Origin of the sequence: Cognatilysobacter segetis, assembly GCF_004359965.1 — a bacterium.
In the GTDB taxonomy this organism is placed as follows: domain Bacteria; phylum Pseudomonadota; class Gammaproteobacteria; order Xanthomonadales; family Xanthomonadaceae; genus Cognatilysobacter; species Cognatilysobacter segetis.
Genome location: NZ_SMRQ01000004.1, coordinates 21,993 through 46,876, shown reverse-complemented (window position 1 = coordinate 46,876; position 24,884 = coordinate 21,993). Strand labels below are relative to the sequence as shown.

Below are 24,884 nucleotides of genomic sequence, written 5' to 3'. Positions count from 1 at the left end.
TCGGGCCGCGCGCGGCCCGGCGGCGCTACTTCGGCGCCTTGACCGGGCGCTGCCAGCCTTCGAGCGTCGCCTGGCGCGCGCGGCCGAGGGTGAGCTCGCCCGACGGCGCGTCCTTGGTGATCACCGAGCCCGCGCCGATGGTGGCATCGCGCCCGACGGTCACCGGCGCGACCAGCGAACTGTTGGAACCGATGAAGGCGCCGTCCTCGATCGTCGTGCGGTGCTTGTTCGCGCCGTCGTAGTTGCAGGTGATGGTGCCGGCGCCGACGTTCACCTTGGTGCCGATGACCGCATCGCCGAGGTAGGCGAGGTGGTTGGCCTTGCTCGACACGCCCATCGTCGTCGCCTTGGTCTCGACGAAGTTGCCGATGTGCACGCCGTCGGCCAGCACCGTGCCCGGCCGCAACCGCGCGAACGGCCCGATCTGCGCGGCGCCCTCGACGACCACGCCGTCGAGGTCGCAGTGCGCGCGCACTTCCGTGCCGGGTCCGAGCCTGACGTCCTTGAGCCGGCAGAACGGGCCGATACGCACGCCGTCGCCGAGCTCGATCTCGCCTTCCAGGATCACGTCGACGTCGATCTCCACGTCCATGCCCACGCGCACCGTGCCGCGCTGGTCGAAACGTTCGGGATCGACCAGCCGCGCGCCGGCGGCGCACAGCGCCTGCGCGCAGCGACGCTGCAGGGCGCGCTCGAGCTGCGCGAGCTGCCAGCGGTCGTTGGCGCCTTCGGTTTCCTGCGGATCGTCGACCAGCACGATCTCGGCCGGGTTGAATTCGTCCGACGCCGAGGCGAACACGTCGGTCAGGTAGTACTCGCCCTGCGCGTTGTCGTTCGACAGATGCGCGAGCCAACGCTGCAGCGGCGCGGCGTCGGCGACGAGGATCCCGGTGTTGACCAGCGAGATCTCGCGCTCGTCGTCGTTCGCGTCCTTCTGCTCGACGATGCGCGCCACGCGGCCGGCGGCGTCGCGGATCACGCGGCCGTAGCCGGTGGGATCGTCGAGGTCGGCGGCCAGCATCGCGATGCGGCCTTCGGCCTCGAGCAGGCGCTCCAGCGTCTCGGTGCGGATCAGCGGCACGTCGCCGTAGAGCACCAGCACGCGCGCGTCCTGTTCCACCTGCGGCATCGCCTGCAGCACCGCGTGGCCCGTGCCTAGGCGCTCGGCCTGCTCGACCCAGTCGAGGTCGTGCTGGCCGATGAACGCGTCGCGCACCTGCTCGCCGTGGTGGCCGTAGACCACGTGGATGCCGGCGGGCTCGAGCGTGCGCGCGGTGTCGATCACGTGCTGCAGCATCGGGATCCCCGCCACGGTCTGCAGCACCTTCGGCCGCGCGGACCGCATGCGCGTGCCTTCGCCCGCGGCGAGGATGACGACGTGCAGGGGTGCGGTCATGGGCGGATCCGGCTGGCGAGGGACGCCGGGATTCTACGGGTCGCGTGGCATCGCCCGCGTGCGCGACGCGCGCGGCGGGATGCCGGCGCGCGGTCGAGCCACTAGGATGCGCGCGTGCCGACCCCTTCCGAATCCCCGACGCCCGGCGTCCGCCTGCAGCGCCGCCTCGTCGAGGCGGGCCTGCTCGCCTGCGTCGCCGGCCTGGTCGTCCATCGCATGTGGACCGCGCTGCCGGCGCCGCGCATCGGCGAAATGCTGCTGCTCGCCGCGCTGTGGGCCGCGCTCGCGGGGCTGCTCGCGCGCGCGCCGCGGCTGCGCATGGCCGATGCGATCGCGCTGGTCGGGGCGATTGCGCTGGGCGTGATGGCCGGGCCGGGGCCGATGCTCGCGACCGCGCTGCTGGCGGCCGCCGCGATCGCGATCGGCACGTGGGTCGTGGATGACGCGGCCGCCGCGTTCGTCGTCGGGTGCGCGGTGATCGCCGGCGTGGTCGGGTGGCTGCTGCCTTGGCCCGTGCACCGCATTGAGGTGTATGCGCCGATGCTGGCGGTGGTCGCGCTCGCGCGCCGCCGCGTGCTGGGCGCCTGCCTGCGTGACGCGCGCCGTCGGTGGGTCGGCGCCGTGGACGCGTCGCCGCGCATCGCGGCCATGTCGGTGCTGGCGCTGGGCCTCGCCTCGGCGGGCGCGTGGCTGCCGACGCTGCAGTACGACGACCTCGCCTACCACTTGGGCCTGCCGTGGCAGTTGCTGCGCAACGGCCGCTATGCGCTCGATGCGTCGCAGCAGGTCTGGGCGCTGGCGCCGTGGGCGGGCGACGTGCTGCAGGGCATGGTGCAGGTGCTCGCGCGCGGCGAGGCGCGCGGCGCGCTGGACGCGGCGTGGCTCGTCGCCTCTGCCGCGCTGGTGGCGCGCGCGACGGGCACGCTCGGCACCGCGCCGGCCTTCCGCTGGCTGGCGGTCGCCCTGTTCGCGACGCTGCCGTCGGTCGCGCTGCTGGTCGGGGGCATGCAGACGGAACTTCCGGCGACCGCCCCGATGCTGGCGCTGCTCACGATCGCGCTGCGGCCGGGTGCGCGCTCGTGGATCGCGGTGGCGTTGCTCGCCGGCGTGCTGCTCGGCCTGAAGGCGATCCACCTGCCGGCGGCCGCGCTGCTGGCCAGCGTCGCGTTCCTGCGTTCGGACGGCCTGCGGCCGGGCCGCGTGGCGGTGGCGCTGGCGCTCGTCGCCGCGGTCGGCGGCTCGAGCTACGCCTATGCCTGGACCCGCTGCGGCAACCCGCTGCTGCCGCTGCTCAACAGCGTTTTCCGTTCGCCGTGCTTCGCGCCGGTCGATTTTGTCGACACGCGCTGGCGCGCAGTGCCGGGCATGCCGGTGCCCTGGTCGATGACGTTCCTCACGGCCCGGCACCTGGAGGGCTGGAACGGCGGCCTCGGGCTTCTGCTGGTGGCCTTCGCGGGCGTCGCGATCGCCGGGCTCGGCCCGCGCCGCACGCGCGTGCCCACGCTCTGCGCGCTGGTGGCGATCGCGGTGCCGATGGCGGTGCTCCCCTATGCGCGCTACGTGGTGCCCGGCCTGGTCCTGCTGCTGCCGCCGGCGGTCGCGACCGTCGCCGCGCTGTATCCCGCGCGCCGTGCGATCGCGCTGCTCGCGGTGGTCTGCATCGCCGACCTGGCCTTCCAGGCCAACAGCGGGTGGACGCTGCACACCGGCGGCATCAAGCGCGCGCTGGCCGCCGGCGGCCGCGACGCGCCGCTGTTGCAGCGCTACGCGCCCGAGCGCCTCGCCATCGCGCGGCTGCGGGAGATCGCGCCGGAGGCCGTCGTGCTCGATCTCGGCGGCGCCGCGCATGCCGAGCTCGCGGGGCGCGGTCGCACGACCGCGTGGTACGCGCCGCGCCTGCACGCGGCGGCGATCGTCGCGGATGCCGACCCGAGCGGCGCCGCGTGGGCGCAGCTGCTGCGTGACCAGGCCATCGACGTCGTGCTGCTACGCGCACCCGATGCCACGCCGGCGCGCCGCGCGGGCCTGGTGCGCGCGGGTGCTTACATTCTTCTGACCGTCGGCCCGGTAGAGTGCTGGGCCCTTCGACCGCCCCGCACCCCATGAGCCTGAGCCGCCAGAGCCGCGCCTACCTGACGATCGGCCTCGTGCAATGGCTGGTCGACTGGGCGGTGGTGGTCGCGCTGAGCCATGCCGGCATGGCGATCGAGCCGGCCAACGTGCTGGGTCGCATCGCTGGCGCCTCGCTGGGCTTCTGGATGAACGGGCGTTTCACCTTCGGCGACCACGACGTGGCCATCGGCGGCACCCAGTTCACGCGCTTCACCGTGATGTGGATCGCCACCACGATCGTCAGCACCTGGTCGCTCGGCGTCATCGACCAGGTGGTCGGCCTGCACTGGGCCTGGCTCGCCAAGCCCGCGGTCGAATTCATCCTGGGGGTCGTCGGCTTCCTGCTGTCGCGTCACTGGGTCTATCGACGCTGAGGCGTCGCCGCCTTGAATCGCCGTTCATCGCCGCCGCGCTACACCTGACGCCAGTCGGCCGCTTGCGGGCCGATAACCGTGGCGAGGGGCCGCGGTACGGAGGCCAGGGGCGATGGTCCAGATGCGACAGGGCGCGTCCGCCGAGTTGTGGCAGGCGCTGGTGCACGAGGCGGGCGAGCGCGCGGGTTTCGTGCTCGACGAATCGCGCGAGAGCTACCTCGTGTTCGTGCTGCTGCGGCACCAGGGCGACGGCCACCTGCTGGCGCGCACGCAGGCGCTCGACTGGCTGCACGCGCAGGCGCAGTCCGGTTCGGTGCGCGAGGAGTCGCTGCGCGAGGTCGGCGACCGTTGCCTGCTGATCGCGGGCCTGTTTCCCTCGCTCGCCGAACGGCGCCGCGTCAACGTGCGCTACTTCATGGACATCGGCCGGAGTGCCTACCTCGGCATCGCGGACACCGGCCGCAGTGCGTACGCGGCGATGTTCCGGCAGCTCGCCACGAGCTACGAGGAGCTGGTCTGCACGCTGCGCGCAGTGCGGCCGGACATGATCGGCGTGCCGGTCGATTACGCGCGGTTCGCGCAGACGGTGCCGGCGCCGGGCCGGCACTGAACGCGACCGCCGGCGCGGGCCGGCGGTCGTGTCGACGGCTCAGCGCGCGGGCGCGTAGCGCAGTGTCACGAATACGCCGCGGCCGGGCTGGTTGTAGTACTCGACCGTTTCGTAGCGGCGATCGAACAGGTTCTGCACGCGTGCCTGCAGCGTCCAGGCCGGCGCGAGTGCGTACTCGCCGCGCAGGTCGACGGTCGCGAACGCCCCCAGGCGGTGCGCGTTCGCGAAGTCGTCGTAACGCGCGCCTTCGCCGGCTGCGGTGAGTCCGAGACGGAACGCACCGAACGCGCGGTCGAGGTCGATGCGCGCGCTGCCGCGCGAACGCCGCGGCAGCTCAAGCGTCGAACCCGGCTGCGTGCGGTTCTTCGCATCGACGATGCTGAGGCTCGCGTTCGCGATCCAGCCGGCGAGCGTCGTATCGCCGCTGAGCTCGGCACCGCGCAGGCGCGCGCGTTCGATGTTCGCGGGCGCGAAGGTGACGCTGTCGAAGGCGATGAGATCGTCCACGTGCGTCTGGTAGACGTCCAGGCGCAGGTTCGACGTCGCGCCCTTCCAGGCGAGGCCCGCTTCGACGCTGCGCGAGCGCTCCGGCCGCAGCAGCGGATTGCTGCAGCACGGGTAGTAGAGCTCGTTGAACGTCGGGGCCTTGAACGCCGTCCCGCCGCCCAGCGTGAGGCGCCACGCGCGCGAGAGGTCGTAGCCGAAGGCGAGGTTGCCGGTGGCATGGCCACCGAACTGGTCGTTGTCGTCGTGGCGCGCGCTGGCCTGCGCGTCGAACGCGCCGAAGTCGCCCTGGTACTGCAGGAACGCCGCGCGGTCGCGGCGCGAGGTCATCGCGTACGGCGTCGCGCCGCGCACGGTGTCGCGCTGCCACTCGACGCCGGTGCTCAGGCGCTGGCCCGCGGCGAGGGTGAAGTCGCCCTGCAGCGAGGCGGTGTCGCGATCGCTGGCGAAATCCCCGGCGAACGTATCGCCGGCGTAATTGTCCGACGCGTCGCGATCGCGACCGGCCTGCAGGCGCAGCGCCGCCGCCTGCGACGGCGTCCACGCGATGCCGCCAGCGAGCACCTGCTGCACGGTGGTCGAACGGTTGTAGAAGCCGTCGTACTCGTTGTCGCCTTCGCTGCGCAGCACGCGTGCGTCGAGCTTGAGCGTGTCGCCGAGGTCGGCGCCGCCGCGCAGCGACACGGCGTCGCGCGTGTAGCCGTCGCGATCGGGCTCGTCGGTGAAGCAGCCGGCGAAGACCGGCGCACCCGCGCCGCGGCAGGCATTGCGGCCGCGGGTCTGCTGGCGCGAGACGTCGGCGCCGAACCAGCCCCGCCCGGCGCGGCCGCCGATGCCGGCGCTGGCTTCGTACGTGTCGTCGCTGCCCGCGCCGATCGAGAACCGCGGGGTCGGCGCACCGGCGTCGCGGCGCGTGAAGATCTGGATGACGCCGCCGATCGCCTCGCTGCCGTAAAGGCTGGAACGCGGGCCGCGCACGATCTCGATGCGGTCGATCAGGTCGACCGGAAGATCCTGGAACGAAACCAGGCCGGAGGTCGCCGAGCCCATGCGCACGCCGTCCACGAGCACCAGCACGTGGTCGGATTCGCTGCCGCGCACGAACAGCGTGGTGAGCTTGCCGAGCCCGCCCTGGTTGCCGATCGAGATACCGGCGCGGCCGCGCAGCAGGTCGGGCAGCGAGCGAGCCTGGCTGCGCTCGATCTCGTCGCGGTCGATCACCTCGACGGCGGCGAGCACGTCGCGCACGGCGACGGGCGTACGCGTGGCGGTGACGACGACCTGGTCGAGCGTGTCGGTTTCGTCGGCGGAAGCGGGCAGGGCGAGCGCGGCCAGAACGGCCACGGAAAGAAGGCGGAACGTCATCGATACATCTCCAGCGGGCACGGCCCCACGCCGTGCTAGGGAAGGAAGTCGCTTGGAGAGGACGAAGCGGAACGATGGCGCACGCGCGCCACGGGCCGCGCGACGCCCTCCGCATCGCAACCAGTCAGGCTTCCGGGCCGGTCTCCGGACTCGCGAGCGGATGCATCGCATCCCACCGGTGGCGCCTTCCCGTGACGAATCACAGTGGCCGATGCCGCGGCTTTACTCGCTTACCGTTGCGGGGGCAGTGCCGGGCTGGCGCATGGCGCGTCACCGGCTTCCCGTTTCAACCCGACGCCTGGCGGCGGCGGGTCACCCGAAAGCGGGGCGGAGTCTACGGCAAAGCGCCGATGCGCGCAGGCCGGGCGGGCGCGGCGACCGCGCGCGCCACGCGGCGACAGGGCGTGGCGAAGCCGCGAGCGGAATTCGCAGCGCAACGATGTTCGAACGGATCCACCACGACGACGCCCGATGCGCCGTTCCCGCACACGCGCGGTGCGCCGCTCAGAACGACAAGGCGTCCGGCACGTCGTCGACCGTCGCGGCTTCGTGCGCCTCGCCCAGCGTCGTCGTCACCGCCGACGGCGGCGGACCGCGTCGCGACCACGGCAGCAGCGCGGTCGCGGCCTGCGCCTGCGCCGCGAGTTCCGCCCGGCGGTCCACCGCGACCTGCTGCCAGTGGCAGCCCACCAGCACGCCTTCCAGCGCGTACAGCAGGTTGAGGCTCGGCTTGAAGCCGGCGCGCTTGACGCGCATGAACGCCTCGAGCGCACCGACCGCGTGCACGTCGTCCCACGTGCGGATACCGACCTGGCGCAGCCAGGCGGCGGACTTGCCGCCGATCGCGAGCGGTTTCGGCGCGGCGTCCATCGTCAGCCCAGCGATTCGACGAACGCCTGCGCGATCGCCTCGAGGCCGCGCTGGTCGTCGGCGTCGAAGCGGTCGGGCTCCGGACTGTCGAGGTCGAACACGCCAATCAGCGAACCGTCGGCCGCGATCAACGGCACCACGACTTCCGAGCGCGACGCCGAATCGCAGGCGATGTGGCCCGGGAACGCATGCACGTCGGCCACGCGCTGCGTCTGGCGCGTGCTCGCCGCGGCGCCGCACACGCCCTTGTCGAGCGGAATGCGCACGCAGGCCGGCAGGCCCTGGAACGGGCCGACCACCAGTTCGGTGCCGTCGTAGAGATAGAAGCCGACCCAGTTGAGGGCGGGCAGCGCGTGGTAGACGAGCGCGGACAGGTTCGCGGCGTTGGCGATGCGGTCGCGCTCGCCGTGCAGCAGGCCGTGCACCTGCTCGAGCAGTTGCGCGTACTGCTCGGGCTTGCTGCCGCTGAGCGTGGAGGCGATGAAGGTCATGCGCCGAGTCTAGCGGGTCGACGGCGGCCGTCCGCCACGCGATCGCGCGTTATTCCCCTTCATGCATGCAACACCGTGGTGCGCGATCGGCGATGGAGGCGCCGCCCGTCGCCGGCATGACTTTCCGCCCGTTCCGGCCGTCTTCGAATAGCTACACTGCGCAGTGCACAAATTACGACGGCCGCGGCGATGCGCCCGTCCCACACCCGGAGCTACCCGATGATCCGCACCCCGCGCCTTCTCGCCGCGACCGGCGTCCTGGCCCTTGCGCTGACCGCCTGCGGCAAGGGCGATGCGCCCGCGCAGGGCATGGGCCCCGGCGGCGCGATGCCGCCCGCCGAGGTCGGCGTGGTCGAGGTCCGCCCGCAGGCGTTCCCGTTGCGCAAGGACCTGGTCGGCCGGCTCGCGCCGTTCCGCACCGCCGAGGTGCGCGCCCGCGTGCCCGGCATCGTGCAGCGCCGGGTCTACGAGGAAGGCAGCGACGTGGGCGAAGGCCAGGCGCTGTTCGTGATCGATCCGACCGAACTGCGCGCGCAGACCGGGCAGACGCAGGCCGCCCTGGCCGCGGCCGAGGCGCAGTACGCGAACGCGCGCGCCACCGCGGCACGCGCGCGGCAGCTCGCGCCGGGCAAGTTCATCTCGCGCAACGACCTCGACAACGCGATCGCCGCCGAGCGCAGCGCGTCGGCCGCGGTGGCGCAGGCGCGCGCCGCGCTGTCGAGCTCGCGCATCAGCCTGGGCTACGCGACCGTGCGCTCGCCCATCGCCGGGCGCGCGGGCCGCGCGCAGGTGACCGAGGGCGCGCTGGTCGGGCAGGGCACGCCGACGCTGCTGACCACGGTCGACCAGATCGATCCGCTCTACGCGAACTTCTCGATCTCGATTGCCGAGCTCGACCAGCTGCGCCGCGCGCAGTCGCAGGGCGAGCCCGCCGACCGCGACGTGCAGGTGGTGCTGCCCGACGGCAGCACGTACGGCCCGCGCGGTGCGCTCGACTTCGAAGGCAGCGTGGTCGATCCGGCCACCGGCGCCGTCTCGCTGCGCGCGAAGCTGCCCAATCCCGAGCACCGGCTGCTGCCCGGCACCTACGTGACGGTGCGCGCGACGCTCGGCCTGCAGCCGTCGGTCTACCTCGTGCCGCAGGCCGCGGTGTTGCGCGACGCGCAGGGCGCGTACGTGCTCGTCGTTGGCAAGGACGGCAAGGCCGCGCGCAAGGACGTCACGGCCGACCGCCAACAGGACGGCAAGTGGATCATCGAGAAGGGCCTGGTGCCGGGCGATCGCGTGATCGTCTCGGGCATCCAGAAGGCGCAGCCGGGCGCCCCGGTGAAGGCGACGCCGTGGACGCCGGACGCGCCCGCGCCCGCGACCGCGCCGGCCGCCGCGCCGAAGGGCTGATCCGCCATGTCCCGCTACTTCATCAACCACCCGGTGTTCGCCTGGGTGATCGCGATCATGATCGTGATCGCCGGTTTCCTGTCGATCCGGACGCTCGGCATCGAGTCCTACCCGAACATCGCGCCGCCGCAGGTGGGCATCAACGCCAGCTATCCGGGCGCGAACGCCGAGACGGTCGAGCGGGCGGTGACGCAGATCATCGAGCAGCAGCTCAGCGGCATCGACGGGCTCGACTACTTCAGCGCGTCGTCCAGCCAGGGTTCGGCCTCGGTGAACCTGACGTTCAAGCCCGGCACCGATCCCGACATCGCGCAGATGCAGGTGCAGAACAAGGTCGCGCAGGCCACGCCGCGCCTGCCGGCCGACGTCACCCGCAACGGCATCACCGTGGCGAAGGCGAACTCCGGCTTCCTGATGGTGGTCGCGCTGCGCTCGTCGGATCCGGCGATCGGCAAGGACCAGCTGTCCGACCTGCTCGCCTCCACCGTGCTCGACCAGATCTCGCGCGTGCCCGGCGTCGGCGGTACGCAGCTGTTCGGCGGCGAGTACGCGATGCACATCTGGCTCAACCCGGACAAGTTGCAGGCGTACGGCCTGTCGGCCAGTGACGTGCTGGCCGCGGTCCGCGCGCAGAACGTGCAGTTCTCGGCCGGCCAGGTCGGCGGCGAGCCGTCGCCCGAGTCGCAGATGTTCACCGCGACGGTCGCGGCCGAGGGCCGCTTCTCCACGCCGCAGGAGTTCGAGAACATCCTGCTGCGCAGCGACGCGAACGGCGCCAGCGTGCGCCTGCGCGACGTCGCGCGCGTGCAGGTGCAGGGCTCGGCGCACGGCTTCGACCTCAAGTGGGACGGTTCGCCGGCCGCCGGCTTCGCCGTGCAGCTGGCGCCGGGCGAGAACGCGCTGGCGGTCGCCGCCGCGGTCAAGAAGCGCATGGACGAGCTGCAGCCGAGCTTCCCGCAGGGTGTGAAGTGGTTCTCGCCCTACGACAGCTCCGACTTCGTGCGCGTGTCGGTCGACGAGGTGATCCAGACGCTCGCCGAGGCGATGGTGCTGGTGTTCCTCGTGATGCTGCTGTTCCTGCAGAACCTGCGCGCCACGCTGATCCCGACGCTGGTGATCCCGGTGGCGTTGCTGGGTACGTTCCTCGGCATGAAGGTGCTGGGTTTCACGATCAACCAGCTCTCGCTGTTCGGCATGGTGCTCGCGATCGGCATCGTGGTCGACGACGCGATCGTGGTGATCGAGAACGTCGAACGCATCATGACCGAGGAAGGCCTGCCGCCGCGCGAGGCGACCTACAAGGCCATGCAGCAGATCACCGGCGCGGTCATCGCGATCACGCTGGTGCTGGCCGCGGTGTTCGTGCCGTCGGCGCTGCAGTCGGGCTCGGCCGGCGCGGTGTACAAGCAGTTCGCGCTGACCATCGCGATGGCGATGCTGTTCTCGGCGTTCCTCGCGCTCGGCTTCACGCCCGCGCTGTGCGCCAACCTGCTCAAGCCGAGCAAGCACGAGGACGCACGCAACCCGATCTTCCGCGGCTTCAACCGCGGCTACCAGCGGATGAGCACGCTCTACGTGCGCCACATCGGCAGTGCCGTGCAGCACGCGCCGCGCTGGATGGCGGTGTTCGCGGCGCTCGCGCTGCTGACGGGCTTCCTGTTCTGGAAGATGCCGGGCTCGTTCCTGCCGGAAGAGGACCAGGGCTACGCGCTGGCCGTGGTGCAGCTGCCGCCGGGCGCGACGCTGCGTCGCACCGAGGCGGTGTTCGAGCAGGTGCGCCAGCAGGTCAACAAGATCGACGGCTACGAGGGGATGATGCAGGTGGCCGGCTTCAGCTTCATCGGCCAGGGCGAGAACGTCGGCATGGCGTTCATCAAGCTCAAGCCGTGGAACGAGCGCAAGACGACGGCGACCGAGTTCATCCAGCAGGCGAACATGCGCCTGTTCCCGATCCGCGACGCGCAGATCTTCGTCATCAACCTGCCCACCGTGAACGGCCTCGGCGCGTTCGGCGGCTTCGACATGTACCTGCAGGACCGCAGCGGCCAGGGCCGCGACGCGCTGCAGCAGGCGATGGGCACTCTGCTGGCCAAGGCGTCGGAGGACAAGACGCTGGTAGGCGTGCGCCCGAACACGCTCGAGCCGTCGCCGCAGCTCAAGCTGGACGTGGACCGCGTCCAGGCGCAGGCGATGGGGCTGTCGGTCGGCGACATCTACAACTCGATCCAGTTGATGCTGGCGCCGATCTACGTCAACGACTACGTGCAGGGCGGGCGCGTGAAGCGCGTCACCATGCAGGCCGATGCGCCGTACCGCACCGGGCCGGAGTCGCTGTCGCACTTCTACACCCCGGCGCCGGACGCGACGTCGCCCGACGGCACGCCGACGATGATCCCGCTGAGCAACGTGGTGCATGCGAAGTGGACCGTCGCGCAGCCGTCGCTGACGCGCTACAACGGCTTCGCGGCGGTGGAGATCGTCGGCTCGCAGGCGCCGGGCAAGAGCTCGGGCGAGGCGATGGCGGCGATGCAGCGCATCGTCGAGAACGACCTGCGGCCGGGCTTCGGCTACGACTGGGCCGGCCAGTCGCACCAGGAAATCCTGTCGGGCAGCCAGACCACGATGCTGATGATCCTGTCGATCGTCGTGGTGTTCCTGTGCCTGGCCGCGCTCTACGAGAGCTGGTCGGTGCCGGTGGCCGTGTTGCTGGTGGTGCCGCTGGGCGTGCTCGGCGCGATCGTGTTCTCGATGCTGCGCAACCTGCCCAACGACATCTACTTCAAGATCGGCCTGATCACGGTGATCGGCCTCGCGGCCAAGAACGCGATCCTGATCATCGAGTTCGCGATCGCCGAGCGACAGGCGGGCAAGCCGCTGCGCCAGGCGGTCGTGGAAGCCTCGAAGCTGCGACTGCGCCCGATCCTGATGACCTCGTTCGCCTTCATCATGGGCGTGGTGCCGCTGGCGATCTCGAGCGGCGCGGGCGCGAACTCGCGGCATGCCATCGGCACCGGCGTCATCGGCGGCATGGCCTTCGCGACGTTCCTCGGCCTGCTGCTGATCCCGGTGTTCTACGTGATCGTGCGGCGCGTGCTCGGCGACACGCTCGACGATCCGCCGAAGCTCGATCCGAACGACGCGCACCACCGCATCCCGCTCTGACCCGCGCGGATGACCTCGAAGCCCCCGCACTGCGGGGGCTTCGTCGTTGGGAGGCGATGCCGGGTCGCGGGCACAAAAAAACCCGGCAGCCGTGGCTGCCGGGTTCGGTTCCAGCGAACTGGAGAGAGAGAAAACTTACTTCGCGGTCTTGCCGTTGACCGCCTGCTCAGTCGCCTGGGCGGTGCCCTTGGCGGCCTGCGTGAACTGCTCCTGCGCCTGCTTGACGGTGTCGTTCGCGCTGCGCGCGGCGGCCTCGAACTGGCCCTTGGCGATCTGCGCGACCGACTCGAGCACCTTGACGTTGCGGTTGACGACGTCCTGGCCGGTGGTCAGGGCGCGCTCCACGTTCTCGCGGGCGACCTGTGCACCGCGGGGGAGGAGGTTCTTGGCGCCGTCGAGATCGCGGACCTGGGCAGCCTCGCCGAGGAAAGCGAAGGTGGCCGAGGTGCGCTCCTCGAGGGCGGCCAGCTGCAGGCCGACGATGGCCTCGGCGTTCTCGAGGGTCAGGCGGTTGATGCGGGCAGCCGTGTCGGCGAACTGGCGGGTGGCCGCGGCGAACTGCTCGTTGAACTGTGCGTACATGGCGGACTCTCCTCGGCTCGAAGCCGATACAGCAGGGATGGTGCGTTGCAGCATAGGCGTGTCGATGCTGCGCTGCAACAACCGCTCGTCGGCCGTTGTGGGCGGGTCAGGGAGGTGAGCGGCCGTGGCCGGTCGGGCGCCGGAGCCCGGGCGCGTCTCAGGCGGGGCCGCGGTACCGGCAGCCGGACGTGCAGGTCTCGTGCACCGTCACTTCGGACAGTTGCGGCAGGGCCGGCAGCAGGCGCTCCCAGATCCAGGCCGCCAGGCGCTCGCTGGTCGGGTTCTCGAGGCCTTCGATCTCGTTGAGATAGTGGTGATCGAGGCGGTCGTAGAGCGGGCGGAACGCGGCCTTGAGGTCGGCGAAGTCCATCACCCAACCGGTGTCCGCGCCCGGTTCGCCGGAGACGTGGATCTCGATCCGGAACGAATGGCCGTGCAGCCGCGCGCACTTGTGCCCGGGCGGGACGTTGGGCAGCCGGTGCGCCGCCTCGAGGGTGAAGACCTTGAAGATATCCATCGCGCCCATTGTACGGCTCGGTGCGCTGCGTCCCGGTGCGGTGCGCGGCCTCTGCTAACGTTAGGAACGTTCCAATCCGGCCGACTCCGAATGGCCCCAGCCGACCCGCACACCGCGCCTTCGCCCGCCGGCCACGACGTGGCTCGCCGGCCTGTCGCGTGGCGGAGCCTGCCGGGAATGTTCGCGCTCGCCGGAGCCTACGGTGCGCTGGCGCTGCTCGGGCTGCGCTGGAGCAGCGCGCACGCGGCGGGTTCGCCGGTCTGGCCGGCCGCAGGCGTCGCGCTGGCGGTGCTCGTCCTGGCGGGGACCCGGTACTGGCCGGGGATCGTGCTGGGCTACCTCGCCGCAGCCGCAGTCAACCATTCCGCGCATCCGGCCTGGGTCGTCGTGACGATCGCCATGGCCAACGCGCTCGCCACGGTGGCGGGTGCCCGGCTGCTGTCGCGCACGCGCTTCAACGCCCGCATCGAGACCTTCAGCGACTTCCTGCTGTTCATCGTGGCCGGCGCGGTGACGGGCCTGATCGGCGCCACGGTCGGCATGCTGGCGATCGGCCAGGCCCACGGGCTGGACGCGACCAGCATCCGTCTCGGCTGGGTGCAGTGGTGGCTGGGGGACATCGTCGGCGTGCTCGTGGTGGGCAGCGTCGTCCTCGCCTGGGCGCGTGCGGGGCTGGCGCGGCCGGTGCGCTGGTGGCTCGAGCTCGGCGTGTGCCTCGCGCTGCTCGCGTTCATCGGCATGTTCGTGTTCTTCAGCGACGGGCAGCGCACCTACGCGTTCGTCGTCTACTGCCCGCTGATGTGGGCGTCGCTGTCGCTTCGCCTGCGCGGCGCCACGCTGGCCTGCCTGCTGCTGGCGGGCATCGCGCTCTGGAGCACGACGCTCGGGCTCGGCCCGTTCGGCACGGCGGCGCCGCATGCGCGCTACCTCGACCTGCAGATGTTCCTCGCCGTCAGCACCGTCTCGACCGTGGTGCTCGCGGTGTTCGCGGACGAGCGCCGCGCCCAGCGCGCGCTGGTGCTGAGCGAGGCCCGCCTGCGCCTCGCGCTCGACGCGTCCAATACCGGCCTGTGGAAGATCGACCTGCGCACCGGCGCGATGGCGTTCTCGCCCGAATGCGCGCAGATCACCGGGCTCGGCCCCGGCGACGTGCAGCCCACGCGCGCGGGGATCGTGGAACTGCTGGATGCCGCCGACGTCCCGCGCGTGCGCGCCGCGTTCCTCAGCGCGCTGGAGCGGCAGGCGCTGTTCGAAAGCGAGTTCCGCATCCAGCGCCCCGACGGCACGACGCTCTGGCTCGAGGCCCGTGGACGCGCGATGGCCGATGCGGACGGGCGGCCGTCGACGATGGTCGGCACGATCACGGACGTCACCGGACGGCGCGGCGACCAGCGCCGCCTCGCCGAGCAGGCGCGCCTGCTCGACCTCACCAGCGACGCGATCCTGATCCGCCACCTCGACGGCCGCATCCATTACTGGAACGACGGTTCCGTGCGGCTCTACGGCTACACGCGCGAGGAAGCGATCGACCGCAATGCCGCGGAGCTGCTGCGCACGGAGTTCCCGATGCCGCTGCGCGAGATCACGCGCGAGCTGCTCGTGTCCGACCGCTGGGACGGGGACCTGCTGCACTACCGCAAGGACGGCGAGCCGCGCGTCATCCATTCGCGCTGGGTGCTGACGCGCGACGCGGCCGGCCGGCCGCAGTCGGTCATGCAGACCAACACCGACGTCACCGAGCAGAAGCGCGCGGCCGCCGCCGCCGCGTTCCTCGCCGAGGTGGATCGGCGCGTCGCGCAGGCCACCAGCGCGGACGAGGTCGCCGCCACCGGCCTGCGGCTGCTCGGCGAACATCTCGGGCTGATGCGCTGCACGCTGTCGGACATCGACCTCGAGAACGCGCGCGTCCGCACGCTGCACGAGTGGACCGACCGCGCCCCGCGCGTGTCCGGCTCGTTCGACGCGCGCGAATTCTTCACCAGCGACTTCGGCCTCCGGCTCGCCTCCGGTGAGGCGGTCGCCATCCGCGACCTGCGCACCGATCCGCTCACCGCGCCGTTCGCGCTGAACTACCTGCCGTTCGGCACGGTCGCGCTGGCGGCGGCGTCGTACGTGATCGAGGGCCGCATCGCCGGCACGCTCACGGCCTCGGCGAGCACGCCGCGCGCGTGGCGCGACGACGAACTGCACCTGCTGCGCGAGGTCATCGGTCGCCTGTGGCCGGCGATCGAGCGCGCCAAGTCGATCGCCGCGGTGCGCGAGTCGGAAGCGCGCTTCCGCCAGCTCGCCGACACCGCGCCGATGATGATCTGGGTGGCGGAGTCCGACGGCCGCTGCAGCTACGTGAGCCGTCGCTGGACCGAGTTCACCGGACGCCTGCCCGAAGCGGAACTCGACTTCGGCTGGAAGGAGGTCGTGCATCCCGACGACCTCGCCGGCTACGCCGCGGCGTTCGACGAGGCCGCCCACGACTACCGCGCCTTCGCCGCGGAATACCGCGCGCTGCGCTGGGACGGTGCCTACCGCTGGCTGCACGTCACCGCCCGCCCGCGCTTCGGTGCCGGCAGCGAATTCCTCGGCTACATCGGCGCGCTGATGGACGTGACCGAGCGCCGGCAGGCGGAGGAAGCGCTGCGCGAGGCGGACCGCCGGAAGGACGAATTCCTCGCCACGCTCGCGCACGAGCTGCGCAATCCGTTGTCGCCGGTGCGCACGGGCCTGCACGTGCTCGACCTCACCGACGATGCCGACACCGCGCGTCGCACGCGGCGGATGATGGAACGCCAGCTCGGCCACATGGTGCGGCTGATCGACGACCTGCTCGACGTCTCGCGCATCACCAGCGGCAAGGTGGTGCTGCAGCGCGACCGCATCGCGCTGCAGGACGCCGCGCGCGCCGCGGTGGAATCGGCACGCCCGCAGCTGGAAGCCGCGCGGCATCGCCTGCACGTGCAGATGCGCGACGCGCCGCTGTGGGTCGATGCCGATGCCACGCGCGTCGCGCAGGTGATCGGCAACCTGCTCACCAACGCGGCCAAGTACACGCCCGACGGCGGCGACATCACGCTGCGCGTGGAACCGGGCGATGGCGTCGCCTGCGTCGTCGTGACGGACACCGGCCTCGGCATTCCCCCGGACGCGCTGGGCGAGGTGTTCGGCATGTTCGCGCAGGTCAACCGCACGCTCGACCGCGCGCAGGGCGGGCTCGGCATCGGCCTCGCGCTGGCGCGCCGGCTGGTCGAGATGCACGGCGGCAGCATCGAGGCCGCGAGCGCCGGGCTCGGGCGCGGCAGCACGTTTACGGTGCGCCTGCCGCTCGCCGTCGATGTGGGCGACGTGCCGTCGCTGGAGGCGCAACCGCCGCCCGCGGCCGAGTCGGTGCCGCGCCGCCGCGTGCTGGTGGTCGACGACAACCAGGACGCGGCCGCCACGCTGGCGATGATGCTCGAGCTCGAGGGCCACGATGCGCGTGCCGCCTTCGGCGGCGCCGAAGGGCTTCGCATCGCGGAGGCCTGGCGTCCCGAGGTCGCCTTCCTCGACCTCGGCATGCCGGGCATGGACGGCTTCGAGCTGGCCCGGCGGATGCGTGCGCTTCCGGGCGGCGATGCGGTGCTGATCGTCGCGGTCAGCGGCTGGGCGGGCGAGCGCGACAAGCGCCAGTCCGCCGAAGCGGGCTTCGACCTGCACCTGACCAAGCCGGTGAGCGTGGAGGCCGTGCAGGCCGCGGTCGTGCGCGGCGCGGACGCGGTCGTGCCGGCGGCCTGAGCGCGTCGCCGCGTCGATCCGTCGAAAGGCGACGCCCGCCCCGGCACGCTCCGGTCGTCGGCCGCAGCATGGGACGGTGCGCCGGGGCCGACGCGACAGCCGGTCGCGGAGTACACTCGATTCGTGCGCGCGGTCACGAAATCGCGCGTCCGGCGTCCACCGGTCGGGGACCGGTCGCCGGCGATCAGGCGAGTAAGCAGGAGCCGCCGTGTCCCAACCGTTCGAGACACCCGCCCGCCTGGACCTGCCCGACGAGCCCGTCGGCCGGATCGATCGCGAAATCATCGGCCAGGTCGACCTCGACCGGGCGACCGCACTGATCGAGCGGCGCAGCACCTCCGCGCTGCTGGAGGAACTCGCCGGGATCGTGCAGGCGCTGGAGGTGGCGCAGGCGCGTAACGCCGCGCGCCGGGCCGGCATCGTCGGCCGCCTGCTGGGCCGCGACATGCCGGCGCAGGCGCGTGCGCGCCAGGCCCACGAGCACATCCGCATCCGCCTGCAGCTGGCCGAGCGCCGCGCCCGCGACGTGGCCGAGCACCTGCGCGAGCTCGACGAGGCGATCGCCCACGTGATGCGCCAGCGCATGCGCCTGTCGGACATCGCCGAGCGCGGGCGCGAGGCGCTGGGCGCCTTCGCGCTCGAGGGCGGCCTGCCCGCGGACGCCATGGCGCGGCGCCTCGGCCACCTCGCGATGCTGGTCAGTTCGTGGGACGTCGCGGTCGCGCACATGCGGCTGGTGCGGCAGTACGGCGACCTGCTGCTGGCGCGCTACGCGCACGTGCGTGACGTGGTGGTGCCGCAGTGGCGCCGCGAATGCGAGGCCGCCGTGTCGCCGGAGGACGAGGGGATGCGCATCGACGCGTCGCTGCGCGATGCGCTGGCGTCGATGCTGCAGTCGACCGCGCCCGGTCCGGCCGTGTTCCCGACCGCGCAGGACGTGCGCGTCTGACCGCACGCGCGAGCACGGCGGGCGCAAGGCGAGCGGAACGCGGTCAGCGTCGGATCGCGCCTTCAACGCGCGGCGCGCGCCATGGTGTCGCGCGACATGCGTGGCATCCGCGGGTGGCGACCGCCTTCGAGGCCCGCGGCCTCGGGCGCCGTATCGATATCGACGGTAATTGCATTGCCGGCCGGTCCGTCGACCGCGACGGCCGGTCGCGCCCAGCGATGTCCCTGCCAGGCGGCGAGGCGGTCGGCCAGCGCGGGGGTCATCCAACCGTCGGCCGCAGCGTCGCTCGCGCCCGGCGCAAGCCGGCTGCCCAGCGCCATTCCGGTCGCCAGCGCGAGCAGGCTGCACACCATCAGTGTCCTGGGATTACGGACCATGCGGGGCTCCGGCTCGGGGACTCCGAGGCTGTCACGCCGGGCCTGTAGGACGCGTGCATGCGTCGCGCGAAGGCGAAGCGCGTTCATCGCACGGCAGCGACTGTGGTGGCCCGGTGATCGTTTCAATGCCCGGCAAAGTCGATGCCCATGAGCTCGCAGCGCAGCGGTGCCGCGGACGGTGCGCCGCTGTCTAACGACGTGGCCGAGCGTGCGAGCCACATCGGTGCGGGATCGGTCGTTGCGCAGGGTCCGCAGCGGCGTGCGTTCGGCCTGCACGGACACTCCGGCGTACGCCGCGCCGCAGTCCACGACGACCGGCCCGAGGAGCGCGCGTACGACATCAGGGACGCTCGACGGCTCGATGACGAGTGGTGGCGAAGGCCGGCCCGCGACCCCGTACCTCACCCGATCGGATGCAGCCAGCGTTCGTCGACGGTGCTGGGATCCGGCGGCGGCCTGATCTGGCCGAGCGCCTGGCGGACGGCGATCGCGTCGCGTCCGATCACGGCGCACATGTCGTCGTTGCGGAGCTTGTCGACCACCCACGGCGAGAGCGAACCGGTGTCGACCTCGCAGGTGCCGACGTGCGAGAGGTCGCCGCAGCTCTTGGCGACGGGCAGGCCGTCCACGCCAGTGGACGCGACCATGAGGGCGCCGTCGGATCGTTCGTAAACTCGGATCTGCATGGGAGTACCGGTAGGTCGGGTGGGGCGCGACGGACATCGACGCGCGGGACGCGCGCCCGACGCATGCAGCCGTGGGCGACGCGGGGTGCAGGGATGGCCGGCGAAAAGGCGCCCTGGCGGAGCGTCGCCAGAGCGCCATCCCTCACGAGCCGGCTGGACCGGTTGCATCGGAGACAACGATGCGAGCGCAGCATCGTCCTCGCCGGGTGGCGATCGGGTGAATCAGTTAGCCCCACGTCGGGCTTACGCCACAGGCCGACGCGAGCCGATTCCAGCGCGTCATGTCGAGGCGCGGCCGCGGCCATCCGGCGCTCGGCAACGCGCCGCGCGGCCCGGGCCCGCGTCGCCCTTGATCGGACGCAGTCGACCCGCAGCCGGCGGCGCCGGGCGACCCGCGTCCACGGGGCGGGTAAAATCCCCGTTTTGGCCGTATCGACGCAGTGGAACGAATCGCAGGGGCGCAGGCCCACAGCCCGGGCCTGATCGGCCTGCTCGCGCGCCTCGACGGCACCGACGCGCCCCCGGCCCCGCCCCCCGCCGCCCGGCTCGCCGCCTGGATCGACTGGCCGCAGGCCGTCGCGCTGTCGGCGGCGCTCGAGACGGCCGCGACCGCGGGCATGGTCGCCATGCCCGGCGCCGCCGCTACGGAGTCCGTCGACGAGGCCGCGCGCGTTCGCGACGCGGTGACTGCCGCGCTCGAGGGCGATCGCGCGTTCGCGAACGGCGATGCCACGCACGACGCCGCCTTCTTCCGCCAGCGCTACGTCGCGCTGCAGCAGGTGATGGAGGGCGAGGTCGGGCTGTCGCGCAAGCGCCTGCGCGATCGCCTGGCCCGGGAGGCGCCCCGTCTCGCGCGGCTGGTCGCGCTCGACGCGGCGATGGAGCGCGCGCTGGGTGCGCGCGAGCGGTCGCTGCTCGGCGCGATTCCCGACCTGTTCGCGCGCCACGTCGAACGCCGCTCCACGGCCGCGCCGCCCGCGCCGCCGGCGGCGCTCCGGCACGACATGAAATGCCTGCTGCTGGCCGAGCTCGAACTCCGCCTGCAGCCCCTCCGCGGCCTCGACGCGGCCCTTCGCACGACCCTTCCGGACCGCCATGACTAAGCTGCTCAAACCCGCCGTCTTCCTCGCCGGCCTCGTCGTGCCGGGATGGATCGGCGCCGGCTACCTCGGCACGAACCCGCTCGCGATGGCGGTGGTGCTGCTGATCGCCGCCTGCTACCTCGCCGGCGGGCTCGAACTGCGGCGCTACCAGCACGCCACCGAGGCGCTGCACGGCGTCGTCGTCGCGACCGATGGACCCGTCGCGGATCTCGCCGCGTGGCTCGACCGGCTGCCGCCGTCGCTGCGCCCGGGCGTCCGGCTGCGCATCGAAGGCGAACGCGCGCCGTCGCCCGCGCCCGCGATCACGCCGTACCTCGTCGGCCTGCTGGTGCTGCTGGGCATGCTCGGCACCCTGCTCGGCATGATGACCACGCTGCGCGGCACCGGCATCGCGCTCGAAAGCGCGACCGACCTCGACGCGGTACGCACCTCGCTCGCTGCACCGGTCAAGGGCCTCGCATTCGCGTTCGGTACGTCGATCGCCGGCGTGGCGGCTTCGGCGATGCTCGGGCTGCTGTCCGCCCTGTGCCGACGCGAGCGCGCGCTCGCCGTGCACGCGCTCGATGCCGTCGCCGCGACCTCGCTGCGCGGCTTCTCGATCGCGCACCAGCGCGAGGAAGCGTTCCGCCTGCTGCAACGCCAGGCGGACGCGGTGCCCGCGCTGGTCGAACAGCTCAAGGCCACGGTCGAGTCGATGGAGCAGCAGGCGCGCCTCACCGGCGAACACCAGTCGTCGCAGCAGGCCGCCTTCTTCGAGCGCGCCGAAGCCGTCCATCTGCGGTTGGCCGCGTCGGTCGAAGCGTCGCTGCGCCGCAGCGTCGAGGACGGCGCGCGCGCAGCCAGCGCGACGCTGCAGCCGGTGGTGGAATCGACGATGGCCGCGCTCGCGCAACACGCGGCGTCGCTGCACGAGCGCGTCGGCGAGTCGATGCAGCGTCAGGTCGACGACGTCACCGCGACGCTGCAGTCGACGACGCGCGACATGGCCGGCCTGTGGACGGGCGCGGTCGATGCGCAGCGCGTGTCGAACGACGCCCTGGTGGCGCACCTGCGCACGGCGCTCGAAGGCGTCAGCGCGACGTTTGAACGCGACGCGGCGCGCCTGGTCGACACTGTGGCGACGCGCTTCGACGGCGCGAGCGAACGCGCGAGCACGGCCTGGACCGAGGCGCTGTCGCGGCAGGTGGCGGCGGGTGAGACGCACGCCGCGCTGCACCGGCAGGCGCTCCACGCGGCCGCGACGGACTTCGGGCAGCAGGCCGCGTCGCTGGTCGATGCCGTGCAGCGCTCGCATGCCGAACTGCAGGCCACGCTGGACGCGCAGACCCGCGACCACGCGCGCGCGCTGCTCGACGAAGTCGGCCAGCTGGTGCGCGACGCGGCCGAAGCGCCCCGGGCCGCCGCGGCAGTGATCGGCGAGCTGCGCCAGAACCTGTCCGACAGCCTGGCGCGCGACAACGTGATGCTGGAGGAGCGCGGGCGGCTGCTCGCCACCGTCGACACGCTGCTCGGCGCGGTGAACCACGCCTCGGCAGAACAGCGCGCCGCGGTGGACGCGCTCATCGGCACGTCGGCTGATGCGCTCGAGCGCGTCGCGATGCGCTTCACCGCGCAGGTCGACGCACAGGCCGGGCGGCTGGACGCCACCGCCGACCGCATCGTCGCCGGCGCCGTCGAGGTGGCGAGCCTCGGCGACGTGTTCGGCGGCGCGATCGAGCGCTTCAGCGCGACGAACGAGCGGATGGCGGCGCGCCTTGAGGCGCTGGAAAGCGCGCTGGCCCAGTCGCTCGCGCGCAGCGACGAGCAACTGGCGTACTACGTCGCGCAGGCGCGCGAAGTCGTCGACCTGAGCGTGCTCGCGCAGAAGCAGGTCATCGGCGAGCTGCAGCAGCTGGCGCGCCAGCGCGCGACGGCCGGCACGGAGTCGGCATGAGCGTCGAGTTCGACGACAGCGACGCCTCGGCACCGATCTGGGCGGCCTTCGGCGACCTGATGTCCGTGCTGCTGGGCGTGTTCGTGCTGATCCTCGTCGGTGCGCTCGCGATGCAGATGCAGCTGTCGCAGCGCCTGGACGAGGAGGTGCGGCGTCGCGAGCAAGAAGCCCGGCGCATGCAGACACTGGAGCAGGCGCTCGCCGTGCCGCTGGCGTCCGGGCGCGTCACGCTCGTCGACGGCCGCATCGGCATCCGCGGCAACGTGCTGTTCGACTTCAATTCCGACCGCCTGCAGCCCGACGGCCGCGCGCTCCTGAAGAGCCTCGCCGGGCCGCTCGCCTCCTACCTGCGCAGTCGCGACGAAGTGCTGATGGTGAGCGGCTTCACCGACAACCGCACCGTGCGCAACGGCAGCGGCCCGTTCGCCGACAACTGGGAACTCTCCGCCCAGCGCGCGCTGACCGTGACGCGCGCGCTGATCGCCGATGGCGTGCCGCCCGATGCCGTGTTCGCCGCCGCGTTCGGTGCGCAGCAACCCGTCGGCCCGAACGACAGCGAAGCCGGGCGCGCGCGCAACCGCCGTGTCGAGATCGCACCGATGCCGCGGCCCGCGCGATCGACGGCACCGGCGCGATGAAGGCGGACGAGGTGCGGCAGCGGCTCGCCGACTGGCGCGAACGCGGCATTGCGGACGTCGATCCGCTCGGCTATGCGCGCATCGTCGCACTGGAGCAGCGTGCGTCCGCGTCGTCCGGCGGCGTGCGCGACCTGCTCGAGGCGCGGCTCACCGCGCTCGTCGACGCATATGCCTCGAACGCCGACGCGCAACCGCGAACGGGGCCGCACGAAGCGACTACCGCACCGGCGTCGGGCGGGCTGCGCGGATTGCTTGCGCATCTTGCGACCCACGCGGACCGGCACGACGCGACGCCGGGCGCCGCGCAGGCCGAGGACGGTGCGTCACTGGAGGCGATCCGTCGGCTGAGCGCCCGGGTGCGCACCGAGAGCCAGGTGCGGCAGGCGCTGGAGGAGGCACCGCAGAACGCGGGCCCGCTCAACTCCGCCCATCTCGTGCATCGCGCGCTGTTGCGCATGTGCGACGACGCGCCCGAGTACCTCGCCGCGTTCATGGGCTACGTCGACACGCTGGCGCGGTTGGAGGCGATGACGCCGGGCGCCGCGGTTCCGGACCCGTCCGGCGCGCCGCGTCGCCGGCGACGGCGGACCGCGGCCGGCGGGTGACCGCGCCGCCGCGGCGCGCGCGTCAGTCCGGCGGGCACCACTGCGGCGGTTCGAAATACGCGCCGTCCGCGGCACCCGCTTCCGCGCGGAGGAAGCGCGCGACATGCGTGCTGACCTCGAGGCCGTCGAGCTCCGACGCATGCCACAGGCGCGCCTCGACGATCTCCGCGCCGTCCGCCTCGAAATGGCAGTCAGCCGGCACGCGCGCCCCGAAAACCGAGCTCACCCAGCCGAGCTGGTCGCCGTTCCGGTAGCGTCCGCGACAGCCCGGCCCGCCGACGACGCCGAGCAGGCGCGTGAGCGCGATGCGGGCGCCGGTCTCCTCCCAGACCTCGCGAACGGCGGCGTCGGCCGGCGTTTCGTCGGGCTCCACGATTCCGCCCGGCAGCGTCCATTGGCGCGCGTCGCGATCGTGCACGAGCAGGAGGCGGTCACGGTCGTCGCGCGCGATCACCGTGACGGTGGGGACGAACAGCAGCGCATGGCCCACTTTCGCACGCAGGTCGGCGATGTACGGCGGCGTCGGCATGGGCGGCCCGGGCGGCAGGAATGGAACTCGACTGTGCCACGCGATGCGCTCATGCGGCATCGCCGGGCCCGCATGCGACGAAGGCCGGCGCGAGGGCCGGCCTTCGAAGCGCGTCGACGCGATGCGTCAGCGGAAGATGCCGAACAGCACGTTGGCGATCATGCCGGACGCCACCTGCACGAGGTACACGTCGTGGTCCACGCGCACCCAGCGGTAGCCGCGCGGCGGCATGCGCAGGCCGTAGCGCGAATGATCGACGTAGTACGCGTCGCCGTAATAGCCGCGCGGCAGGCGGTTGCCGACGGACCAGCGGTACGGCTGGTAGCCGCGCGGCGCGACATAGCGGTACGGCGCGACGTACTGGCGCGGCGCGGCATAGCGGCGCCCGTCATCGTAGCGACGCGCGTCGTTGCGCCCGTCCCAGCGATGATCGCCGTAGGCGCGCCGATCGCGATCGTGGTCGCGATCCCGGTTGTGGTCGTATCCGCGGTCGCGGTCGCGGTCGCGGTCGCGGTCGTGATCACGATCGCGGTCGTAGGCGTGATCGCGGCGGCCGTCGTGGTCGCGGCCGTAGGACTGCGCCGCGGCAGGCGCGGCGAACGCGGCGGTCGCCGCGAGGAGGAGGGCGGAGCCGAGGGCGACGATGTGCTTCATGGAAGGTCCTGGTGCGGGGATCGCGACGCCAGCATCGGCCGCTTTCGATGTATTCGGATTAAACAAAACGGCGCCACGCATCCACTGTTCAGCGACGACGCGCGATGGATGAACCCGCGATACGGGCGCGCCGGAATGCGTGTCAACGCCGGGGCCGTCGGTGCGTTGCGCGGCCCCGTTGCCACGTGCGGCATGGGCCGAAGGCGACACTGCGAGGCACGCGCCATGGACGCGGTGACGTCGCGCGCACGCCGTCGCCCACCG

The 24,884-nt window shown here is 72.4% G+C and carries 21 protein-coding genes and 1 riboswitch; of the genes, 11 read left to right on the top strand and 10 right to left on the bottom strand.

The window, feature by feature from the left end:
* Positions 1–25: 25 nt before the first annotated feature.
* Complete coding sequence (glmU, locus tag E4F61_RS01625; RefSeq protein WP_133477666.1) at positions 26–1,396, bottom strand: bifunctional UDP-N-acetylglucosamine diphosphorylase/glucosamine-1-phosphate N-acetyltransferase GlmU; 1,371 nt, start codon at positions 1,394–1,396, stop codon at positions 26–28.
* Positions 1,397–1,510: 114 nt separating this feature from the next.
* On the opposite strand from glmU, the gene E4F61_RS01620 reads away from it, so the two are divergent.
* The 3 genes from E4F61_RS01620 to E4F61_RS01610 all read left to right on the top strand — a co-directional run bounded on the left by E4F61_RS01620 (position 1,511) and on the right by E4F61_RS01610 (position 4,492).
* Positions 1,511–3,502 (top strand): hypothetical protein, encoded by a 1,992-nt coding sequence (locus tag E4F61_RS01620; RefSeq protein WP_133477664.1) that lies wholly within the window; start codon positions 1,511–1,513, stop codon positions 3,500–3,502.
* Positions 3,499–3,882: a GtrA family protein gene (locus E4F61_RS01615; RefSeq protein ID WP_133477662.1), complete on the top strand. Its 384-nt coding sequence runs from the start codon at positions 3,499–3,501 to the stop codon at positions 3,880–3,882. The genes E4F61_RS01620 and E4F61_RS01615 overlap by 4 nt, the downstream gene beginning before the upstream one ends.
* Before the next feature lie 112 nt (positions 3,883–3,994).
* On the top strand, positions 3,995–4,492 hold the full coding sequence (locus E4F61_RS01610) for a hypothetical protein (RefSeq protein ID WP_238382760.1): 498 nt from the start codon (positions 3,995–3,997) through the stop codon (positions 4,490–4,492).
* Between the two features lie 39 nt (positions 4,493–4,531).
* Here E4F61_RS01610 and btuB read toward each other — a convergent pair whose 3' ends face one another.
* From btuB to E4F61_RS01595, 3 genes are all read right to left on the bottom strand, one after another.
* A complete protein-coding gene (gene btuB, locus E4F61_RS01605) occupies positions 4,532–6,361 on the bottom strand; it encodes a TonB-dependent vitamin B12 receptor (RefSeq protein WP_133477660.1) in 1,830 nt (609 codons plus the stop codon).
* Between the two features lie 118 nt (positions 6,362–6,479).
* Positions 6,480–6,696: riboswitch (cobalamin riboswitch) on the bottom strand.
* Between the two features lie 169 nt (positions 6,697–6,865).
* Positions 6,866–7,231: a TfoX/Sxy family protein gene (locus E4F61_RS01600; RefSeq protein ID WP_133477658.1), complete on the bottom strand. Its 366-nt coding sequence runs from the start codon at positions 7,229–7,231 to the stop codon at positions 6,866–6,868.
* A gap of 2 nt (positions 7,232–7,233) precedes the next feature.
* A complete protein-coding gene (locus tag E4F61_RS01595; protein WP_133477656.1) occupies positions 7,234–7,722 on the bottom strand; it encodes a GAF domain-containing protein in 489 nt (162 codons plus the stop codon).
* Positions 7,723–7,941: 219 nt separating this feature from the next.
* On the opposite strand from E4F61_RS01595, the gene E4F61_RS01590 reads away from it, so the two are divergent.
* Together E4F61_RS01590 and E4F61_RS01585 are read left to right on the top strand one after the other, a co-directional pair.
* Positions 7,942–9,120 carry an efflux RND transporter periplasmic adaptor subunit gene (locus E4F61_RS01590; protein ID WP_238382758.1) on the top strand — a complete coding sequence of 393 codons (1,179 nt, stop codon included), beginning with the start codon at positions 7,942–7,944 and terminating at the stop codon, positions 9,118–9,120.
* A gap of 6 nt (positions 9,121–9,126) precedes the next feature.
* Positions 9,127–12,282: a multidrug efflux RND transporter permease subunit gene (locus E4F61_RS01585; protein WP_133477654.1), complete on the top strand. Its 3,156-nt coding sequence runs from the start codon at positions 9,127–9,129 to the stop codon at positions 12,280–12,282.
* A 135-nt stretch (positions 12,283–12,417) separates the two neighbouring features.
* On the opposite strand, the gene E4F61_RS01580 is transcribed toward E4F61_RS01585, so the two are convergent.
* Both E4F61_RS01580 and queD read right to left on the bottom strand, forming a co-directional pair.
* Positions 12,418–12,864 (bottom strand): phasin family protein, encoded by a 447-nt coding sequence (locus E4F61_RS01580; RefSeq protein ID WP_133477652.1) that lies wholly within the window; start codon positions 12,862–12,864, stop codon positions 12,418–12,420.
* Between the two features lie 157 nt (positions 12,865–13,021).
* A complete protein-coding gene (gene queD / locus E4F61_RS01575; protein WP_133477650.1) occupies positions 13,022–13,381 on the bottom strand; it encodes a 6-carboxytetrahydropterin synthase QueD in 360 nt (119 codons plus the stop codon).
* Positions 13,382–13,558: 177 nt separating this feature from the next.
* On the opposite strand from queD, the gene E4F61_RS01570 reads away from it, so the two are divergent.
* Entirely contained in the window at positions 13,559–17,146 is a 3,588-nt protein-coding gene (locus E4F61_RS01570; RefSeq protein ID WP_162301359.1) for a PAS domain S-box protein, read from the top strand.
* A gap of 208 nt (positions 17,147–17,354) precedes the next feature.
* Positions 17,355–18,095 carry a hypothetical protein gene (locus E4F61_RS01565; protein ID WP_133477646.1) on the top strand — a complete coding sequence of 247 codons (741 nt, stop codon included), beginning with the start codon at positions 17,355–17,357 and terminating at the stop codon, positions 18,093–18,095.
* A 62-nt stretch (positions 18,096–18,157) separates the two neighbouring features.
* Here E4F61_RS01565 and E4F61_RS01560 read toward each other — a convergent pair whose 3' ends face one another.
* Together E4F61_RS01560 and E4F61_RS01555 are read right to left on the bottom strand one after the other, a co-directional pair.
* A complete protein-coding gene (locus tag E4F61_RS01560) occupies positions 18,158–18,472 on the bottom strand; it encodes a hypothetical protein (RefSeq protein ID WP_133477644.1) in 315 nt (104 codons plus the stop codon).
* Positions 18,473–18,873: 401 nt separating this feature from the next.
* Positions 18,874–19,158, bottom strand: a complete 285-nt coding sequence (locus E4F61_RS01555) for a hypothetical protein (RefSeq protein ID WP_133477642.1) — start codon at positions 19,156–19,158, stop codon at positions 18,874–18,876.
* A 440-nt stretch (positions 19,159–19,598) separates the two neighbouring features.
* Here E4F61_RS01555 and E4F61_RS01550 point away from each other — a divergent pair, with 440 nt between their 5' ends.
* From E4F61_RS01550 to E4F61_RS01535, 4 genes are read left to right on the top strand one after another with little or no spacing between them, the layout of a single operon-like run.
* A complete protein-coding gene (locus E4F61_RS01550) occupies positions 19,599–20,261 on the top strand; it encodes a DUF3348 family protein (protein ID WP_133477640.1) in 663 nt (220 codons plus the stop codon).
* Positions 20,254–22,194 (top strand): DUF802 domain-containing protein, encoded by a 1,941-nt coding sequence (locus E4F61_RS01545; RefSeq protein WP_133477639.1) that lies wholly within the window; start codon positions 20,254–20,256, stop codon positions 22,192–22,194. The genes E4F61_RS01550 and E4F61_RS01545 overlap by 8 nt, the downstream gene beginning before the upstream one ends.
* Entirely contained in the window at positions 22,191–22,832 is a 642-nt protein-coding gene (locus E4F61_RS01540; protein WP_133477637.1) for an OmpA family protein, read from the top strand. The genes E4F61_RS01545 and E4F61_RS01540 overlap by 4 nt, the downstream gene beginning before the upstream one ends.
* A complete protein-coding gene (locus E4F61_RS01535) occupies positions 22,829–23,437 on the top strand; it encodes a DUF2894 domain-containing protein (protein WP_133477635.1) in 609 nt (202 codons plus the stop codon). The genes E4F61_RS01540 and E4F61_RS01535 overlap by 4 nt, the downstream gene beginning before the upstream one ends.
* A 22-nt stretch (positions 23,438–23,459) precedes the next feature.
* On the opposite strand, the gene E4F61_RS01530 is transcribed toward E4F61_RS01535, so the two are convergent.
* Positions 23,460–23,966: an NUDIX domain-containing protein gene (locus tag E4F61_RS01530; protein ID WP_162301358.1), complete on the bottom strand. Its 507-nt coding sequence runs from the start codon at positions 23,964–23,966 to the stop codon at positions 23,460–23,462.
* A 126-nt stretch (positions 23,967–24,092) separates the two neighbouring features.
* A complete protein-coding gene (locus tag E4F61_RS01525; protein ID WP_133477631.1) occupies positions 24,093–24,620 on the bottom strand; it encodes an RcnB family protein in 528 nt (175 codons plus the stop codon).
* Positions 24,621–24,884 lie beyond the last annotated feature (264 nt).

Bases quoted from the DNA above. Each gene is read 5' to 3' on its own strand.
- glmU (WP_133477666.1), bottom strand. From the start codon at position 1,396: ATGACCGCACCCCTGCACGTCGTCATCCTCGCCGCGGGCGAAGGCACG.
- E4F61_RS01615 (WP_133477662.1), top strand. From the start codon at position 3,499: ATGAGCCTGAGCCGCCAGAGCCGCGCCTACCTGACGATCGGCCTCGTG.
- E4F61_RS01610 (WP_238382760.1), top strand. From the start codon at position 3,995: ATGGTCCAGATGCGACAGGGCGCGTCCGCCGAGTTGTGGCAGGCGCTG.
- btuB (WP_133477660.1), bottom strand. From the start codon at position 6,361: ATGACGTTCCGCCTTCTTTCCGTGGCCGTTCTGGCCGCGCTCGCCCTG.
- E4F61_RS01600 (WP_133477658.1), bottom strand. From the start codon at position 7,231: ATGGACGCCGCGCCGAAACCGCTCGCGATCGGCGGCAAGTCCGCCGCC.
- E4F61_RS01595 (WP_133477656.1), bottom strand. From the start codon at position 7,722: ATGACCTTCATCGCCTCCACGCTCAGCGGCAGCAAGCCCGAGCAGTAC.
- E4F61_RS01590 (WP_238382758.1), top strand. From the start codon at position 7,942: ATGATCCGCACCCCGCGCCTTCTCGCCGCGACCGGCGTCCTGGCCCTT.
- E4F61_RS01585 (WP_133477654.1), top strand. From the start codon at position 9,127: ATGTCCCGCTACTTCATCAACCACCCGGTGTTCGCCTGGGTGATCGCG.
- E4F61_RS01580 (WP_133477652.1), bottom strand. From the start codon at position 12,864: ATGTACGCACAGTTCAACGAGCAGTTCGCCGCGGCCACCCGCCAGTTC.
- queD (WP_133477650.1), bottom strand. From the start codon at position 13,381: ATGGATATCTTCAAGGTCTTCACCCTCGAGGCGGCGCACCGGCTGCCC.
- E4F61_RS01570 (WP_162301359.1), top strand. From the start codon at position 13,559: ATGTTCGCGCTCGCCGGAGCCTACGGTGCGCTGGCGCTGCTCGGGCTG.
- E4F61_RS01560 (WP_133477644.1), bottom strand. From the start codon at position 18,472: ATGGTCCGTAATCCCAGGACACTGATGGTGTGCAGCCTGCTCGCGCTG.
- E4F61_RS01555 (WP_133477642.1), bottom strand. From the start codon at position 19,158: ATGCAGATCCGAGTTTACGAACGATCCGACGGCGCCCTCATGGTCGCG.
- E4F61_RS01545 (WP_133477639.1), top strand. From the start codon at position 20,254: ATGACTAAGCTGCTCAAACCCGCCGTCTTCCTCGCCGGCCTCGTCGTG.
- E4F61_RS01540 (WP_133477637.1), top strand. From the start codon at position 22,191: ATGAGCGTCGAGTTCGACGACAGCGACGCCTCGGCACCGATCTGGGCG.
- E4F61_RS01535 (WP_133477635.1), top strand. From the start codon at position 22,829: ATGAAGGCGGACGAGGTGCGGCAGCGGCTCGCCGACTGGCGCGAACGC.
- E4F61_RS01530 (WP_162301358.1), bottom strand. From the start codon at position 23,966: ATGCCGACGCCGCCGTACATCGCCGACCTGCGTGCGAAAGTGGGCCAT.
- E4F61_RS01525 (WP_133477631.1), bottom strand. From the start codon at position 24,620: ATGAAGCACATCGTCGCCCTCGGCTCCGCCCTCCTCCTCGCGGCGACC.